Genomic DNA, 16,090 nt, shown 5'->3' with positions numbered 1-16,090 from the left:
CGCTAGGCCCATCCGGATCCGGGCGCGCGCCTGTCACCAGGGCCGGCGGCGCGGGCGGGTGAACGTACGGGCCACGCAGGACGGGATCACCGCGCTCTCCTCGTGGTCACGGGCCCGGTAGGCGCTCGGGGTCTCCCCGACCAGCTCGGTGAAGCGGGAGCTGAAGGAACCGAGCGACGTACACCCCACGGCGAGGCACACCTCGGTCACGGTGAGGTCGCCGCGGCGCAGCAGCGCCTTGGCCCGCTCGATCCTGCGGGTCATCAGATAGCTGTACGGCGTCTCGCCGAAGGCCTTGCGGAAGCTGCGCTGGAAGTGGCCCGGCGACATGTGGGCGCCGCGGGCCAGCTCGGTCATGTCGAGCGGCTCGGCGTACTCGCGGTCCATGCGGTCGCGCACCCGCCGCAGCCGTCTGAGGTCCTCCAGGGTCACGCCGACAGCTTGGCACAGGACACCGACACCGGTCTCTCTCCTTTCGGACGGTGGCCTGCGGCCGGTGGCACGGGAGAAGGCGCAGGGCAACCCCAATCCGGCCACCCTGGTCCGGCTCGCCGACGCCCTCGGCATCTCGGTGTCCGCGCTCATGCAAGGGGCGTCCCGGGGCCGTGTCCGCGTGGTGGACGCGGGCCATGTCGCTCCCCTGTGGACCGGGGAACGTGGCAGCGAGGCCCGGCTCGTGCTGACGACCTCGGGTCCGGCCCCGGTCGAGGTCTGGCGCTGGCGGCCGGAACCGGACGAGGAGTACCCCAGCCACCCCCACCAGGCCGGAGTCGTGGAAACCGTCAGCGTCATCTCCGGCCGGATGACCCTGATGGTCGACGCCGCCGAGCACACCCTCCAGGCCGGCCAGACTGAAAGACCGCACCCGGTCCCTCATGGACGCCGTGCTCGGCGGCCGTAGGGACCGGGTGCGGACAGGGAGACCCTGCAATCAAGGAAATCGCAGGTCAGAAGGCGTGGATGGAGATCAGGCCTTCTTGGTCTCCCAGAAGATCTTGTCGATCTGGGCGATGTAGTCCAGCGCCTTCTGGCCCGTCGCCGGGTCGGTGGACGCCTTGGCGGCCGAGAGGGCCTTCAGGGTGTCGTTGACCAGCTGGTGCAGCTCCGGGTACTTCTCGAAGTGCGGGGCCTTGAAGTAGTCGCTCCAGAGCACGGAGACGTGGTGCTTCGCGAGCTCCGCGCGCTGCTCCTTGATGACGGTGGCGCGTGCCTGGAAGTGGGGGTCGTCGTTACCGGCCATCTTCTCCTGGACGGCCTTCACCGACTCCGCCTCGATGCGGGCCTGGGCAGGGTCGTACACGCCGCAGGGCAGGTCGCAGTGGGCGCTGACCTTGACCTTGGGGGCAAACAGGCGGGAAAGCATGGAGCATTCCTTCCTCGTGATCGTCTTCTCAGGTGCGACATTACTCCCTGCAGAAGGCGATTTCTCGGGTGCCCCCTAGGGCTTAGGACAAAAGTCCAGGGTCAGACTGAGACTGGTGGAGGAACGGACCGGGGAGGTGCCGGGGATGCCGGAGCTGTCGCAGGAGACCGAGCGGGGGAGGGCGGTGGCGCCGTTCGGGCTGGCCGAGGTGACCGGCCCGTCCATGGTGCCCACGCTCCAGCACGGGGACCGGCTGCTGGTGCAGTACGGGGCCTCGGTCAGGGCGGGGGACGTCATCGTCCTGCGTCACCCGTTCCAGCAGGACCTGCTCGTCGTCAAGCGTGCCGTGGAGCGGCGCGAGGGCGGCTGGTGGGTGCTCGGGGACAACCCCTACGCGGGCGGGGACAGCACCGACTACGGAGTCGTACCGGACGAGTTGGTGCTGGGCAGGGCGCGCTTCAGGTACCGGCCGCTCCCGGCCGGTCAGCGTTCGCCGCTGACGCTGGTGCGCTGGGCGCTCTCGGCCGCCAGGCCGCTGCTGGCCGACCGGTCGGCCTCCAGGCGCTTGCGGGCCCGGTAGGCGGCCACGTTGGCGCGGGTCGCGCAGCGGTCGGAACAGTAGCGCCGGGAGCGGTTGGTGGAGGTGTCGAGGTAGGCGTTGCGGCACGGCGTGGCTTCGCACAGGCCGAGGCGGTCGACGCCGTACTCCGTCAGGTGGAAGGCGAGGCCCATCGACGCGATGGCCGCGTAGCCGGCGGTGGCGTTGGAGGGGTGGTCGGCCAGGTGCATGTGCCACAGCGGACGGCCGTCCTCGTCGCGGTGGTCGTGGCCGGAGATCTGCGGCGACACCGGGAACTCCAGCAGCAATGAGTTCAGGAGGTCCACGGCCAGGGTCTCGTCGCCCTGGTCGGCCGCCTCGAAGACCGCGCGCAGCCGGGCCCGCACCGAGCGGAAGCGGGTGACGTCGGCGTCGGTGGCGCGGCGGGCCGCCGACGAGTTGTCGCCGAAGAGGTCGCGGACGGCCTCGACCGAGGTCAGTGAGTCCTTGGCCCGGGCCGGTTCCTCGGTGTTGACGAGCCGGACGGCGTAATCCGAGTAATAGGCCAGTTCCACTTGTAGTCCTTACGGGGGCGCTTCATGGTCGTGTCTGCGTCGGGTAACAGCCGGTCGTGTGTCCAGGGTATTACGCAAACCGGGGAATTCGACATGGCCGAGGGTGTGGCCGGGGTGTCGGGGTGTGCCGGGGCCGTGCGAGTGGTTAGTTCGATGAGCCGTTTTTGATAAGGGATGCCCGGGTAGCTAGGCGGCGACATATCGTCCCAAATGCGGAGGAAGACGTGTTTGCACGTAGGGCCCTGGCCATCGCGATCGCTACCCCCGTCCTGCTCGCCACGATCGGCATGACGGGTGCAGCCGCGTCCACCCCGGAAAAGTCCGCCCATGCGCAACAGATCGCCCGGCCCAAGCCTGTCCATGGCCGTACGCACGGCGAGGCGGCCGGAAAGAACGCCGAGGAAGAAGAAGAGGAAGAGGGCGGCATCCTCGGCACCATCACCGGTGAACTCGCGGGTCGTTTTTGAAGTCATGTCGAAGGAAGGGGCGGTACGGAACATCCGTACCGCCCCTCACCGATGTGTGATCACAGGACCTTCGACAGGAACGACTGCGTCCGTTCGTGCTGAGGGTTCGTCAGGACCTCACGGGGATGGCCCGATTCGACCACCACGCCCTCGTCCATGAACACCAGGCTGTCGCCCACCTCGCGGGCGAAGCCCATCTCGTGGGTGACGACGACCATGGTCATGCCGGACTCGGCGAGATCCCGCATGACGTCGAGGACGTCGCCGACCAGCTCCGGGTCCAGGGCCGAGGTCGGCTCGTCGAACAGCATCAGCTTCGGCTCCATCGCCAGGGCCCGGGCGATGGCCACCCGCTGCTGCTGGCCGCCGGACAGCTGCGAGGGGTAGTGCCCGGCCCGGTCGGCCAGGCCCACGCGCTGCAGCAGCTGCATGGCCTGCTCCCGGGCCTGCGTCTTGCTCACACCCTTGACCTGCACCGGCGCCTCCATGACGTTCTCCAGCGCCGTCATGTGCGGGAACAGGTTGAAGCGCTGGAAGACCATGCCGATGTCCCGGCGCTTCGTGGCGACCTCGCGGTCGCGCAGCTCGTACAGCTTGTCGCCCTGCTGGCGGTAGCCGACCAGCTCGCCGTCGACGTACAGCCGGCCGGCGTTGATCTTCTCCAGGTGGTTGATGCACCGCAGGAAGGTCGACTTGCCGGAGCCGGAGGGGCCGATCAGGCAGAACACCTCGCCCGGCTCGACCTCCAGGTCGATGCCCTTGAGTACCTCGACGTGACCGAAGGACTTGTGCACGCCCTGCGCCCTGACCATCGGGACCGTGCCCTTGGCCGGCGCGTCCTGCGTCTTGCTCAGCTTGTCGTTCATGCCGCGCCCACCGCTCCCCTCGGACGGCCCAGCGAGAACATGTTCGCCTTCACCTTCTGCCACGGCGTCGGCGGCAACTGGCGGCTGGAACCGCGGGCGTAGTAGCGCTCGATGTAGTACTGGCCCACGCTCAGCACCGAGGTCATGATCAGGTACCAGGCCGCGGCGAGGAAGTACATCTCCACCGGGGCGCCGGAGTTCTGGCCGATGTCCTGGGCGTAGCGGAACAGCTCGGGATACTGGACGGCCGCCACCAGCGAGGTCGTCTTCAGCATGTTGATCACTTCGTTGCCCGTCGGCGGCACGATCACGCGCATCGCCTGCGGGATGATCACCCGGCGCAGCGTCTTGCTGTGGCTCATGCCGAGCGCGTGGGCCGCCTCGGTCTGGCCCTCGTCCACCGCGAGCAGGCCCGCGCGGCAGATCTCGGCCATGTAAGCCGCCTCGTTCAGACCCAGGCCGAGCAGCGCCGTCAGCAGCGGCGTCATGAAGTTCGACCAGTAGTCCTTGTAGAACGGCATCAGGTTGATGTAGTGGAAGACCAGGCCCAGGTTGAACCACAGGAACAGCTGGACCAGCACCGGGGTGCCGCGGAAGAACCAGATGTAGAACCAGGCGATCGACGAGGTCACCGGGTTCTTCGACAGCCGCATGATCGCGAGGACGATGCCGCCGACGATGCCGATCAGCATCGACAGGACCGTCAGCATGAGGGTCTTGTAGACACCGGTCATGATGCGGTGGTCGAAGAAGTAGTCCGGCACCGCGTGCCAGTTGATGTCGCCCTGGCTGAAGGCGTAGACGATCGCGACGAGGATCGCGATGGCGACGACGGCGGAAACATATCGCCCGTAGTGCCGGACCGGGATGGCCTTGATGGCCTCCGGACCGGCCGGGGGAGTGCTGCTGTTCTCCCCGGCCGTCTTCTGGATGTCAGTCACGCGTGTTGCCTCTCAGTGGCCGCTTCTGCTCGTGTGCTTCCGCGGGTCACTTGCCGCCGTTGATCACGGACTCCTGGACGGCGCCGTCCTTGGCGCCCCACTTCTGGAGGATCTTCGCGTACTCGCCGTTCTTGATGATCGCGTTCATCGCGGCCTGGAGGGCGTCGCGCAGCTGCGTGTCCTTCTTGGCCACGGCGATGCCGTACGGGGCCGCCTCCACCTGCTGGCCGACGATCTGGAAGTTCTTGCCGCCGCCGGAGGTCTTCACCGCGTACGCGGCGACCGGGAAGTCGGAGGAGGCGGCGTCCACACCGCCGGAGCGCAGCCGGGTCTGGGACTGCTGGTCGTCGTCGAACGGCTCGATGGTGAGCTTCTTGCCGCTCGGACACTTCTTGGCCTCCTGCTTGGCCAAGTCCTCCGAGACGGTGCTGCGCTCCACGGCGATCTTCTTGCCGCACAGGTCCGACCAGCCGTTGATGCCCTGGGTGTCCCCCTTGCGGGTGTAGATCGAGACACCGGCGGTCAGGTAGTCGACGAAGTCGACGCCCTCGCCGACCTTCTTGCCCGTGTCCGGGTCGATGCCCTGCTGGCGGTCCTTGTTGTCCGTCATCGCCGACATGGCTATGTCGAAACGGCCGGAGCGCAGGCCGGTGAGCAGACCGTCGAAGGTGCCGTCCTGGAACTCCAGCGTCACGCCGAGCTGCTTGCCGAGAGCCGCCGCGAGGTCCGGGTCCAGGCCGACGGCCTTGCCGGAGGAGTCCTTGAACTCCACCGGGGCGTACTTGATGTCCGAACCGACCTCGATCTTGCCCTTGTCCCTGATGTCCTTGGGCAGCTTGTCGGCGAGCGGAGCGCTGTTGGAGCCGGAGTCCTTGCTCTTGTCCTTGGTCTGGTCACCACAGCCGGTGAGCAGCAGGGTGCCCGCGACCGCGATCGCACCGACCGCTGCCAGACGGGAGCGGGCGGCGGTCGTACGACGGGTGGAGCTTGCGGTCATCGTGGTTCCTCCGGCGGATGGGAAGAGGTGCCGATGGGTCGACGAGTACACACACCTTCGGGTGTTGCGACCTCGTGGGTTTACCGCATCTTGCCATTCGGACTAAGCCGTTCAGGGGGCTGACTATGTCAAAATCGGATAACGGGTGACCCCCGAAACCGCCTCAGGTCGGTACATCCTTGGTTCAACAGCACCGAACCATCTGTCGAAGTCCGGCCATATGGCCGGAAAATCTTCGGCGCATCTCACGATGTGGTCAGCGTGCAGACCTGCGTACGACGTCTTCGCGGGCTTGGCGCGGTTGTCAGCCGCGCGTCACCTCACGGCGGCTTTCCGGTTCCGAGATGTGACCTTGCGCCTATTGGACTCGTCGTGGGCGCCGTCCGTCCGGTAAGAAGGTTCTTTACACCCCTCATCCGGGGCTCAGGGCGCGTGTGCGGCGCGCCCGTCGCGTATGTGCTCGTACGTATCAGCAATCGAGTCGTACGCGGTGCCCGCCCACCCCTCACCAGGAGTGGTCGACCCTCAAACCATGCATACCTAAGGGGTAAAACAAAGTGGCAGCGGAGATCGTCAATCCTCGCAGCGACAGCACAACGGATCAGGACGGCGGGGCCGAGCCCCTCGATTCCTTCGATCCGGTGTTCGCGCTGCACCGCGGCGGCAAGATGGCCGTGCAGGCCACCGTGCCGGTCCGCGACAAGGACGACCTTTCCCTCGCGTACACGCCCGGTGTGGCGCGCGTGTGCACCGCGATCGCGGAACAGCCGGAGCTGGTCAACGACTACACATGGAAGTCCTCGGTGGTCGCCGTCGTGACCGACGGTACGGCCGTGCTCGGACTCGGGGACATCGGTCCCCAGGCCTCCCTCCCAGTGATGGAGGGCAAGGCGATCCTGTTCAAGCAGTTCGGCGGCGTCGACGCGGTGCCGATCGCGCTCGACTGCACCGATGTGGACGACATCGTCGAGACCGTCGTCCGGCTCGCTCCCTCCTTCGGCGGAGTGAACCTCGAGGACATCTCGGCGCCGCGGTGCTTCGAGATCGAGCGCCGGCTGCAGGAGCGCCTCGACATCCCGGTCTTCCACGACGACCAGCACGGTACGGCCGTCGTGACGCTCGCGGCGCTGCGGAACGCGGCGCGGCTGAGCGGCCGTGAGATCGGGCAGCTGCGGGCCGTCATCTCGGGCGCCGGCGCGGCCGGTGTCGCCATCGCGAAGATGCTGGTCGAGGCCGGCATCGGGGACGTGGCGGTGGCGGACCGCAAGGGCGTCGTGTCGGCCGACCGGGAGGACCTGACCCCGGTCAAGCGTCAGCTGGCCGGCTTCACCAACAAGGCGGGCATCACCGGCTCGCTGGAGGACGCCCTCGCGGGCGCCGACGTGTTCATCGGCGTCTCCGGCGGTACGGTCCCGGAGGAGGCCGTGGCCTCCATGGCGAAGGGCGCCTTCGTGTTCGCGATGGCCAACCCGAACCCCGAGGTGCACCCGGACGTCGCGCACAAGTACGCGGCGGTCGTGGCGACCGGGCGGTCGGACTTCCCGAACCAGATCAACAACGTGCTGGCGTTCCCGGGCATCTTCGCGGGCGCGCTGCAGGTGCGGGCCACTCGGATCACCGAGGGGATGAAGATCGCTGCGGCTGAGGCGCTGGCCGCGGTGGTGGGGGACGACCTCGCCGCCGACTATGTGATTCCGTCTCCCTTCGACGAGCGGGTTGCTCCCGCGGTCACGGCGGCGGTGGCTGCGGCTGCTCGTGCCGAGGGCGTTGCTCGTCGCTGACATTGCGCTGAATGGCCCCGTCCGATTGGGCGGGGCCATTTCCTTTCCCACCCGCCCGCTCGAATCCGGTGTGTGAGGGGAGCCCTTCGGCGGCGTCGGGGGCGCCTGCGCTGGATGGGTGTCCCTGCGCAAGAGGGCAAGTGTCACAGGCCCTCGCGGTTCCGTCGGCTGATCAGCACGCCTATCGTCGGCTGCATGTTCGCTGTCTACGCCGCCCGAATCGACCGCGACCAGCCGCTCACCGGCCTGGAGTTGGGGGAGCGTCCGGCCCCCGAGGCCCGGCCCGGCTGGAGCACCATCCATGTGCGGGCCGCTTCCCTCAACCACCACGACCTCTGGTCCCTGCGGGGCGTCGGCCTCCCGGAGGAACGGCTGCCCATGATCCTGGGCTGCGATGCCGCCGGCGTCGACGAGGACGGCAATGAGGTCGTCCTGCACTCCGTCATCGGCCAGACCGGCCACGGCGTCGGCCCGAACGAGCCGCGCTCCATCCTCACCGAGCGCTACCAGGGCACCTTCGCCGAACAGGTCGCCGTGCCGACCTGGAACGTCCTGCCCAAGCCCAAGGAGCTGTCCTTCGCCGAGGCCGCCTGTCTGCCGACGGCCTGGCTGACGGCGTACCGGATGCTGTTCACCAACGCCGGGGTACGGCCCGGTGACTCCGTCCTCGTGCAGGGTGCGGGCGGCGGTGTGGCCACGGCCGCGATCGTGCTCGGCAAGGCGGCCGGGCTCCGTGTCTTCGCCACCAGCCGGGACGAGGCCAAGCGCAAGCGGGCCCTGGAACTGGGGGCCGTGGAGGCCGTGGAGTCCGGAGCGCGGCTGCCGCAGCGGGTGGACGCCGTGATCGAGACCGTGGGCGCCGCGACCTGGTCCCACTCGGTGAAGTCCCTGCGGCCCGGCGGCACGATCGTCATCTCCGGTGCCACCAGCGGGGACCGGCCCTCGCATGCCGAGCTGACCCGGATCTTCTTCCTGGAGCTGAAGGTCGTCGGTTCCACCATGGGTACCAAGGAGGAGCTGGAGGACCTGCTCTCCTTCTGCGCCGCCGCCGGCGTACGGCCCGTCATCGACGAGGAGCTGCCGCTGGACCGCGCCCGTGAGGGCTTCGAACGGCTCGCTTCCGGCGAGCAGTTCGGAAAGATCGTGCTCACCACGTCCTGAGGTCTCCCGCTTCGGGCGGTTCACGGGCGGGTCCGGGTGTCCGGGCCCGCCCCTTGCGCACCGGTGCCGGCGAGCGGCCACGGGCTGCCGCCGGAGCACCGGCGGCCGTGCCTCCCGTCAGGGTCTCGGTGACCGCAGGAGGGCGCCGATGTGGGACGCCGCCGTCGACAGGTGGCGGCGGGCGTCGCGGAGCTGGGTCTGGGTGACGCCGTGGTCGCGGGCCGCGTCGCGGATGTCGTCGCGGAAGCGGTCCAGGAGGCGGTCCAGGTCACGGACCGGGTCGCCGGTGAGGTCCTCGTGCGCCCAGGAGGGTTCGTACCCGGCCGGGAAGTCCTCGGTGGGCGGGACGTAGTGCAGGTCCTCGACCGTGGCGGCGGACTTGGGCGCCGGCTCCTCGGGGGTGCGGGAGGAGCCCCAGTTCTTGCCGAAGTCGCCGAGCTCCCTGGCCAGTTCGGACAGGCCCTCGCGGACGCCTGTCGGCCAGTCACCGTGCGCGAAGTGGTCCTGGACGCGATCCTGGACCTGGCGCGCGATGCGCTGCATCTCCTGCTGCGCCTGGGCCCGCGCCCGCGCCTGCGCCTCCTGGGCCTGGCGACGGGCCCGCTGGGCCTCCTCGCGGGCCCGGCGGCTCTCGTCCTTGGCCCGGCGGGCCTGCTCCTTCCACTCCTGCTTGACACGGCGCATCTCCTCCTTGGCGACCCGCCAGGCCTCCTTGTCGGCGAGGTCGCCGTACTCCCCGGAGGGGCCCGCCGTGCCCGCGCCCGTCTTGGTGCTCCGGTGGGCCTCGGACGCGGCCGCGCGCATCTCGCGGCGCAGGTCACCGGCCGCACCGCGCACGTCGGCCCTTATCTCGGCGGCCAGTTCCGCGACCGACTCGCGGATCTCCAGCTCCAGGTCGGCCAACTCGCCGCTGCGGTCGGCCAGTTCGGCACGGCCGGCGTCCGTGATGGCATACACCTTGCGGCCGCCCTCCGTGGTGTGCCTGACCAGGCCCTCCGCCTCCAGCTTGGCCAGCCGGGGGTAGACCGTGCCCGCAGAGGGGGCGTACAGCCCCTGGAAGCGTTCTTCAAGGAGCCTGATCACCTCGTAGCCGTGGCGCGGGGCCTCGTCGAGCAGCTTGAGCAGGTACAGGCGCAGGCGCCCGTGGGCGAAGACGGGGGGCATGTCAGAGCACCTTCTTGTCGGTCGTGCCGTTGCCCGGGGCCGCATGCGGGGCCGCATGCGGGGCCGCATCCGGGGCCGCGGCGGGGTCGCGCGGCGGCTCGGTGGGCCCGGCGTCCGCCGCGGTCTCCGCCTCGTCCTCGCGCGACGGGCGGCGCAGCAGGGCGATCGAGCCGGAGACCGTGGTGGCCCGGAGTCTGCCCGTGCCCGCACCCAGGCGTCCCGTGATCTTGTGGGCGCCCCACTGGCCGTGCACCCGCAGTCCGTCGAAGGCGTTGGAGATCGTGCCGCTCGCGGTGTTCGCCTCCACCTCGGCGTCCGCCGGATGCGGCAGGCGGATGGCGATCTCGCCGGAGACGCTGGTGAGGTTGACCTCCGTGGGGCCGTCCGGGTCCAGGTCGACGATCATGGAGCCGCTGACGGAGTCCGCACGGACGGACCGGCCGGAGCCGTCGACCACCGTCAGGTCTCCGGACACGGACTTGAAGGCCAGGTCGCCGGTGACCGCCTGGGCTTCCAGGTTCCCCGACACGGTGTCCGCGCGGACCGGGCCGGAGACGCCGACCAGGGTCGTGTCGCCGGTCACCCCCTTGACCACCGCGGGGCCGCGGATGCCGGAGACGACCGCGCCGGCGCCGACCACGCCCACCTCCACGCGCGTGTCGGCGGGGACCGTCAGGGAGACCACGGCGCTGCGCCGCCAGCCCTTGCGGTCGAGCCACTTGAGGAAGCCCTTCCAGGGCAGGTCGTCATAGGCCACCGTGAGGGTGTCGCCCTGCTGGGTGACCACGAGGGGTGGGCCGTCCATCTCCGAGACTTCGAGGCGGGCGGAGCCCTCGTCCGTGCCCACCACGTTCACCGTTCCGTTGACGACGCGGACCTGGAGGTCGCTCACGCGGGTGTCAAAGGTCAGCTTCTGGGGCTCGGTGACGGACCACTCGGGCATGAGGACCTCCTCGGGTACGGCGCGGCGCAGACCGAACGCCGTAGCGACACGCCATATCGCGTCTTCCTCGTTTCACGATATATCGCGGCCACGGAAAGTCAAGACACCCGTTCGTGGGAGCGGCAGGCGTGGTGCGTATGCCGGAGGAGGGTGGCGGGGCGCGCTGCCGGGCCTACTCGTCGTCCTCGTCGTCCAGGCGGGCCAGCCAGGTCGCGAGCCGTTCCACCGGTACCTCGAAGTCGGGGTTCAGGTCGACGAACGTACGCAGCTGCTCGGCGAGCCACTCGAAGGTGACCTCTTCCTCGCCGCGCCGCTTCTCCAGTTCTTCGATTCCTCGGTCGGTGAAGTACATGGATGCCGCTCCGTCGTTCAGTGCAGGGGTAGGGCCGCTCCCGGGCGGGAAGAACCCTCAACCTGTGAGAGGTGGAAGATGCCGCATTTCCGCCTGAGGAGCCTGGCAAGAACAGGAAAATAATAGGCAGCCGTCCGGCTCGGCGGACGCGCGGTCCCGACGGGGCGAGCGGACGGGGGAGCATGACGGACGCGGAGTCGAGGAATGCGGGGTCGACGCGGGTGGCGCGGATCCAGCTGCCGGACGGCACGCCGGTGTGGTCCCGGATATCGGGGGCCGAGGAACTGTCCGCGCCGCCGGGGGGCCCGCGCCGGGGGGACTGTCGTACACGGACACCGGGTTCGCCGAACGGGTGGAGGCGAGCGTCTAGAGCCTCCAGTCGCTCGCGGACGGCGAGGCCAGGGCCGCCCTCACGGTCACCCTGACCAGGCACGGGGACGGTGACCTGGCACGGGGACGGTCCGCCGGACGCGGACACACCGCCCGCCCCGTCCCGGGGCTCCCGCATCCCCGGCAACGCGCCCCCGCCTTCCGCCGTCCAGGGACCCCGCACCGGCGCGTCGACCGGCGTTCGGGGGCGCGGGGGCGGCGGCGTCGTGGGCGCGGAACGACAGAGCGGTACGACGGGGGCGCACCGGACGGCTCCGAGCTTCCTGATCGGGGCCCGCGCCAACCACGCCCTGGTGCTGCGCAGCGTCGGCGAGCGGGAACACGCGCACGCCGTCATCGAGGAGGCGCCGGCCGGGATGACCGCGGCCCTCGGCGAGAGCCACCCGCACACCCTGGGCTGTGCCATCAACGCCTCGGCCCTGCGCAACCTCGTCGGCGAGCCCGAGTCCGCCGCCGAATTCAGCAGGGTCACCAGCCTCAGGGCCACCGAGACCCTCGGCCGCGCCCCCCTCACCCTCTCCGACCTCGCCGCCACGCTGGGCCCCCAGCACGTCCACACCCTCTCGGCCCGCTCCCGCAACCGCCCCTACTGGGACTTCGAACCCGAGGCGAACCGACGGCGAACTGACAACGCGAAGGGCCCGGTACCGAGTGGGAACTCGGTACCGGGCCCTTGCTTTCAGGGCTTACGCCTCAAAAACCTCACGCACCAGCTGCTCCTGCTCAGCCTGGTGACGCTTGGCGGAGCCGACCGCCGGGGACGAGGAGTGCGGACGCGAGATGCGCCGCAGCCGCTCGCCGTGCGGGACGTCCGCGCCGACCGCCAGGTCCAGGTGGTCGATCAGGTTGAGCGCGATGAACGGCCAGGCACCCTGGTTCGCCGGCTCCTCCTGCGCCCACAGGTACTTCTCGGCGTTCGGGTACTTCTTGATCTCCGCCTGGAGCTCGGCACCCGGCAGCGGGTACAGCCGCTCGATGCGGATGATCGCCGTGTCGGTCGCGCCGCGCTTGACCCGCTCGGCCTCCAGGTCGTAGTAGACCTTGCCGGCGCAGAAGACGACCTTCTTCACGGCCGCCGGGTCGGTGATCGACGCGTCGCCGATGACCGGACGGAACTCGCCGCTCGTGAACTCCTCCGCCTTCGACGCCGCCGCCTTCAGACGCAGCATCGACTTCGGGGTGAAGACGATCAGCGGCTTGTGGTGCGGGTTGTGCACCTGCCACCGCAGCAGGTGGAAGTAGTTCGACGGCAGCGTCGGCATGGCGACCGTCATGTTGTTCTGCGCGCACAGCTGCAGGAACCGCTCCGGACGCGCGGACGAGTGGTCCGGGCCCTGGCCCTCGTAGCCGTGCGGCAGGAGCAGCACCACACCGGAGGTCTGGCCCCACTTCTGCTCGGCCGAGGAGATGAACTCGTCCACGACCGTCTGCGCGCCGTTGGTGAAGTCACCGAACTGCGCCTCCCACATCACGAGCGACTCGGGACGGGCCAGCGAGTAGCCGTACTCGAAGCCCATCGCGGCGTACTCGGACAGCAGGGAGTTGTAGACGTTCAGCCGCGCCTGGTCCTCGGAGAGGTACTGCAGCGGGGTGTACTCCTCGCCGGTCTCCCGGTCGATCAGCACCGCGTGGCGCTGGCCGAAGGTGCCGCGCTGGGAGTCCTGGCCCGCCAGGCGCACCGGGGTGCCCTCCAGCAGCAGGGAGCCGATGGCGAGGGTCTCGCCCATGCCCCAGTCGATCGTGCCGTCCTCGACCATCGTCGCGCGGCGCTGCAGCTGCGGCTGCAGCCGCGGGTGGACGGTGATGGAGTCGGGGACGTTGACCTGGGACTCGGCGATCCGCTTGACGACCTCGGCGGAGACCGCGGTCGGCACCGCGACCGGGAAGCCGTCCTGCGGCGCCTGGGCGCCGGCGGCGGCCGGCTGCGCGGTGGCCTCGCGGACCTCGGTGAAGACCTTCTCCAGCTGGCCCTGGTAGTCCTGCAGCGCCTGCTCGGCCTCTTCCAGGGTGATGTCACCGCGACCGATCAGGGACTCGGTGTACAGCTTGCGCACCGAGCGCTTCTTGTCGATCAGGTCGTACATCAGCGGCTGGGTGAAGGCCGGGTTGTCCGACTCGTTGTGACCGCGGCGGCGGTAGCAGATGAGGTCGATCACCACGTCCTTGTTGAACGCCTGGCGGAACTCGAAGGCCAGTCGCGCGACGCGGACCACGGCCTCGGGGTCGTCACCGTTCACGTGGAAGATCGGGGCCTCGATCATGCGGGCCACGTCCGTCGCGTACATGGAGGAACGCGAGGACTCGGGGGCCGCGGTGAAGCCGACCTGGTTGTTGATGACGATGTGGACCGTGCCGCCGGTGCGGTAGCCGCGCAGCTGCGACATGTTCAGGGTCTCGGCCACCACGCCCTGGCCCGCGAAGGCCGCGTCGCCGTGGATCGCCACCGGCAGGACCGTGAAGTCCGTGCCGCCCTTGTTGATGATGTCCTGCTTGGCGCGGGCGACGCCCTCCAGGACCGGGTCGACCGCCTCCAGGTGCGAGGGGTTGGCCACCAGCGAGACCTTGATCTGCTCGCCGTCCAGGCCGGTGAAGGTGCCCTCGGCGCCCAGGTGGTACTTCACGTCGCCGGAGCCGTGCATCGACTTCGGGTCGAGGTTGCCCTCGAACTCGCGGAAGATCTGCGCGTACGACTTGCCGACGATGTTCGCCAGCACGTTCAGGCGGCCACGGTGGGCCATGCCGATGACGACCTCGTCCAGGCGGGACTCGGCCGCGGAGTCGATCACCGCGTCCAGCAGCGGGATGACGGACTCGCCGCCCTCCAGCGAGAACCGCTTCTGGCCGACGTACTTCGTCTGCAGGAAGGTCTCGAAGGCCTCCGCCGCGTTCAGCCGGCGCAGGATGCGCAGCTGCTCCTCGCGCTCCGGCTTGGAGTGGCCGCGCTCGACGCGGTCCTGGATCCACTTGCGCTGCTTCGGGTCCTGGATGTGCATGAACTCGATGCCGGTGGTGCGGCAGTACGAGTCGCGCAGCACGCCGAGGATGTCGCGCAGCTTCATCATCGACTTGCCGGCGAAGCCGCCGACGGCGAACTCGCGCTCCAGGTCCCACAGGGTGAGGCCGTGCTCGACGATGTCCAGGTCGGGGTGCTTGCGCTGGCGGTACTCCAGCGGGTCGGTGTCGGCCATGACGTGGCCGCGGACCCGGTAGGAGTGGATCAGCTCGAAGACGCGGGCGGCCTTGGTGACGTCGTCGTCGTGGCTGGCGTCGATGTCCTTGAGCCAGCGGACCGGCTCGTAGGGGATGCGCAGCGCCTCGAAGATGTCGTCGTAGAAGCCGTTCTCGCCGAGCAGCAGGTTCGCGACCTGGCGCAGGAACTCGCCGGAGGCGGCGCCCTGGATGACCCGGTGGTCGTAGGTCGACGTGAGCGTCATGACCTTCGAGATGCCGAGCTTGTTCAGGGTGTCCTGGCTGGTGCCCTGGAACTCCGCCGGGTAGTCCATGGAGCCGACGCCCATGATCACGGACTGGCCGGGCATCAGACGCGGGACCGAGTGGACGGTGCCGAGGCCGCCGGGGTTGGTCAGGGAGACCGTGACACCGGTGAAGTCGTCCATCGTCAGCTTGCCGTCACGGGCGCGGCGGACGATGTCCTCGTAGGCCTGCCAGAACTCGAAGAAGTTCAGCGTCTCGGCCTTCTTGATGGCGGCCACGACGAGCTGGCGGTCGCCGTTGGGCTTCACCAGGTCGATGGCGAGGCCCAGGTTGACGTGCGGCGGCTTGACGAGGGTCGGCTTGCCGTCCTTCTCGCCGAACGACCAGTTCATCGACGGCATGGCCTTGATGGCCTGCACCATCGCGTACCCGATGAGGTGCGTGAAGGAGATCTTCCCGCCGCGGGCGCGCTTGAGGTGGTTGTTGATGACGATGCGGTTGTCGAACAGCAGCTTCACCGGGACGGCGCGGACCGAGGTGGCGGTCGGCAGCTCCAGCGAGGCGTTCATGTTCTTCGCGACGGCGGCGGCCGGGCCGCGCAGCGTGATCAGCTCCGGGCCCTCGGGGGCCTCGGCGGCGGGGGCGGCCTTCGCCTTGGGCTGGGCCGGCGCCTGTGCGGGCGTCGCCGGCCTGGCCGGGGCAGGGGCCGCGGCCTTCGCCGCGGGCGCGGGAGCCGCAGCGGGCTTCGGGGCTGCGGGAGCCGGGGCGGCGGCCTGGGGGGCCGGGGCCGCGGGCTGGGCCTGGGGGGCCGTGGAGGTGGTCTCTGCGGCCCCCGCGGCCGCAGTACCCGCCGCAGCCGGGGAGGCAGGAGCACCCGGCTTGTAATCGGCGAAGAAGTCCCACCAGGCGCGGTCTACCGAATTCGGGTCCTGGAGGTACTGCTGATAGATCTCGTCGACGAGCCACTCGTTCGGACCGAACGCGGCAGCGGGGTTCTTCCCGGCTTGGTCGTCGGTCGAGATGCTCGAGTTACTGGGGGACTGTGGCGACACGGCGGCAACCGCCCTCTTCCGCTTCACAAGGTGATGGACAGCGGGAATAAAGGCTACGCCTCCAT

The 16,090-nt window shown here is 69.5% G+C and carries 14 protein-coding genes and 2 pseudogenes; 6 read left to right on the top strand and 10 right to left on the bottom strand.

The window, feature by feature from the left end; all coding sequences use genetic code 11:
- Positions 1 to 33: 33 nt before the first annotated feature.
- Positions 34 to 432 (bottom strand): helix-turn-helix transcriptional regulator, encoded by a 399-nt coding sequence (locus tag ACZ41I_RS16920; RefSeq protein WP_360087466.1) that lies wholly within the window; start codon positions 430 to 432, stop codon positions 34 to 36.
- On the opposite strand from ACZ41I_RS16920, the pseudogene ACZ41I_RS16915 reads away from it, so the two are divergent.
- Positions 356 to 853, top strand: a pseudogene (locus ACZ41I_RS16915) (XRE family transcriptional regulator); the annotation flags it as partial. The gene ACZ41I_RS16920 and the pseudogene ACZ41I_RS16915 overlap by 77 nt on opposite strands.
- A 114-nt stretch (positions 854 to 967) precedes the next feature.
- Here ACZ41I_RS16915 and sodN read toward each other — a convergent pair.
- The gene (gene sodN, locus ACZ41I_RS16910; protein ID WP_014674929.1) at positions 968 to 1,363 is read right to left on the bottom strand and encodes a superoxide dismutase, Ni; all 396 of its coding nucleotides are present in this window, start codon (positions 1,361 to 1,363) and stop codon (positions 968 to 970) included.
- A 145-nt stretch (positions 1,364 to 1,508) separates the two neighbouring features.
- Between sodN and sodX the strand changes: the two genes are divergently transcribed.
- Complete coding sequence (gene sodX, locus ACZ41I_RS16905) at positions 1,509 to 1,943, top strand: nickel-type superoxide dismutase maturation protease (protein ID WP_363214498.1); 435 nt, start codon at positions 1,509 to 1,511, stop codon at positions 1,941 to 1,943.
- Here sodX and ACZ41I_RS16900 read toward each other — a convergent pair.
- Positions 1,847 to 2,476: a CGNR zinc finger domain-containing protein gene (locus ACZ41I_RS16900; protein WP_468514476.1), complete on the bottom strand. Its 630-nt coding sequence runs from the start codon at positions 2,474 to 2,476 to the stop codon at positions 1,847 to 1,849. The genes sodX and ACZ41I_RS16900 overlap by 97 nt on opposite strands.
- A 224-nt stretch (positions 2,477 to 2,700) precedes the next feature.
- Between ACZ41I_RS16900 and ACZ41I_RS16895 the strand changes: the two genes are divergently transcribed.
- Positions 2,701 to 2,943 (top strand): hypothetical protein, encoded by a 243-nt coding sequence (locus ACZ41I_RS16895; protein ID WP_363214448.1) that lies wholly within the window; start codon positions 2,701 to 2,703, stop codon positions 2,941 to 2,943.
- 59 nt (positions 2,944 to 3,002) lie between these two features.
- Here ACZ41I_RS16895 and ACZ41I_RS16890 read toward each other — a convergent pair whose 3' ends face one another.
- Genes ACZ41I_RS16890 through ACZ41I_RS16880 form a run of 3 tightly spaced genes read right to left on the bottom strand, consistent with a single transcriptional unit; the run spans position 3,003 to position 5,747 of the window.
- Positions 3,003 to 3,755, bottom strand: a complete 753-nt coding sequence (locus tag ACZ41I_RS16890) for an amino acid ABC transporter ATP-binding protein (protein ID WP_363214497.1) — start codon at positions 3,753 to 3,755, stop codon at positions 3,003 to 3,005.
- Between the two features lie 50 nt (positions 3,756 to 3,805).
- Positions 3,806 to 4,750, bottom strand: coding sequence for an amino acid ABC transporter permease (locus ACZ41I_RS16885; RefSeq protein ID WP_399764505.1), 945 nt, complete (start codon positions 4,748 to 4,750; stop codon positions 3,806 to 3,808).
- A gap of 46 nt (positions 4,751 to 4,796) precedes the next feature.
- Positions 4,797 to 5,747 (bottom strand): ABC transporter substrate-binding protein, encoded by a 951-nt coding sequence (locus tag ACZ41I_RS16880; protein WP_363214446.1) that lies wholly within the window; start codon positions 5,745 to 5,747, stop codon positions 4,797 to 4,799.
- A gap of 557 nt (positions 5,748 to 6,304) precedes the next feature.
- Here ACZ41I_RS16880 and ACZ41I_RS16875 point away from each other — a divergent pair.
- Both ACZ41I_RS16875 and ACZ41I_RS16870 read left to right on the top strand, forming a co-directional pair.
- Entirely contained in the window at positions 6,305 to 7,528 is a 1,224-nt protein-coding gene (locus tag ACZ41I_RS16875; RefSeq protein ID WP_399764508.1) for an NADP-dependent malic enzyme, read from the top strand.
- Positions 7,529 to 7,723: 195 nt separating this feature from the next.
- Entirely contained in the window at positions 7,724 to 8,689 is a 966-nt protein-coding gene (locus ACZ41I_RS16870) for a zinc-binding dehydrogenase (RefSeq protein ID WP_363214443.1), read from the top strand.
- 117 nt (positions 8,690 to 8,806) lie between these two features.
- Here ACZ41I_RS16870 and ACZ41I_RS16865 read toward each other — a convergent pair whose 3' ends face one another.
- From ACZ41I_RS16865 to ACZ41I_RS16855, 3 genes are all read right to left on the bottom strand, one after another.
- The gene (locus ACZ41I_RS16865) at positions 8,807 to 9,853 is read right to left on the bottom strand and encodes a PadR family transcriptional regulator (RefSeq protein WP_399764511.1); all 1,047 of its coding nucleotides are present in this window, start codon (positions 9,851 to 9,853) and stop codon (positions 8,807 to 8,809) included.
- A 1-nt stretch (position 9,854) separates the two neighbouring features.
- Complete coding sequence (locus ACZ41I_RS16860) at positions 9,855 to 10,796, bottom strand: DUF4097 family beta strand repeat-containing protein (protein WP_468514475.1); 942 nt, start codon at positions 10,794 to 10,796, stop codon at positions 9,855 to 9,857.
- A 172-nt stretch (positions 10,797 to 10,968) separates the two neighbouring features.
- Complete coding sequence (locus tag ACZ41I_RS16855) at positions 10,969 to 11,148, bottom strand: DUF6104 family protein (protein ID WP_003992906.1); 180 nt, start codon at positions 11,146 to 11,148, stop codon at positions 10,969 to 10,971.
- Positions 11,149 to 11,798: 650 nt separating this feature from the next.
- On the opposite strand from ACZ41I_RS16855, the pseudogene ACZ41I_RS16850 reads away from it, so the two are divergent.
- Positions 11,799 to 12,143, top strand: a pseudogene (locus ACZ41I_RS16850) (FxSxx-COOH system tetratricopeptide repeat protein); the annotation flags it as partial.
- An 81-nt stretch (positions 12,144 to 12,224) separates the two neighbouring features.
- Here the strand turns inward: ACZ41I_RS16850 and ACZ41I_RS16845 are convergent.
- A complete protein-coding gene (locus tag ACZ41I_RS16845; RefSeq protein WP_363214439.1) occupies positions 12,225 to 16,025 on the bottom strand; it encodes a multifunctional oxoglutarate decarboxylase/oxoglutarate dehydrogenase thiamine pyrophosphate-binding subunit/dihydrolipoyllysine-residue succinyltransferase subunit in 3,801 nt (1,266 codons plus the stop codon).
- Positions 16,026 to 16,090 lie beyond the last annotated feature (65 nt).

The sequence above is a fragment of the Streptomyces sp. NPDC030799 genome (assembly GCF_055572255.1).
The sequence above is the reverse complement of the archived record's forward strand: the minus strand, read 5'-3'. Positions and strand labels throughout refer to the sequence as shown.

Excerpts from the sequence above, each read along its gene's own strand:
- sodN (WP_014674929.1), bottom strand. The coding sequence starts at position 1,363 with ATGCTTTCCCGCCTGTTTGCCCCCAAGGTCAAGGTCAGCGCCCACTGC.
- sodX (WP_363214498.1), top strand. The coding sequence starts at position 1,509 with ATGCCGGAGCTGTCGCAGGAGACCGAGCGGGGGAGGGCGGTGGCGCCG.
- ACZ41I_RS16890 (WP_363214497.1), bottom strand. The coding sequence starts at position 3,755 with ATGGTCAGGGCGCAGGGCGTGCACAAGTCCTTCGGTCACGTCGAGGTA.
- ACZ41I_RS16880 (WP_363214446.1), bottom strand. The coding sequence starts at position 5,747 with ATGACCGCAAGCTCCACCCGTCGTACGACCGCCGCCCGCTCCCGTCTG.
- ACZ41I_RS16870 (WP_363214443.1), top strand. The coding sequence starts at position 7,724 with ATGTTCGCTGTCTACGCCGCCCGAATCGACCGCGACCAGCCGCTCACC.
- ACZ41I_RS16865 (WP_399764511.1), bottom strand. The coding sequence starts at position 9,853 with ATGCCCCCCGTCTTCGCCCACGGGCGCCTGCGCCTGTACCTGCTCAAG.
- ACZ41I_RS16860 (WP_468514475.1), bottom strand. The coding sequence starts at position 10,796 with ATGCCCGAGTGGTCCGTCACCGAGCCCCAGAAGCTGACCTTTGACACC.
- ACZ41I_RS16855 (WP_003992906.1), bottom strand. The coding sequence starts at position 11,148 with ATGTACTTCACCGACCGAGGAATCGAAGAACTGGAGAAGCGGCGCGGC.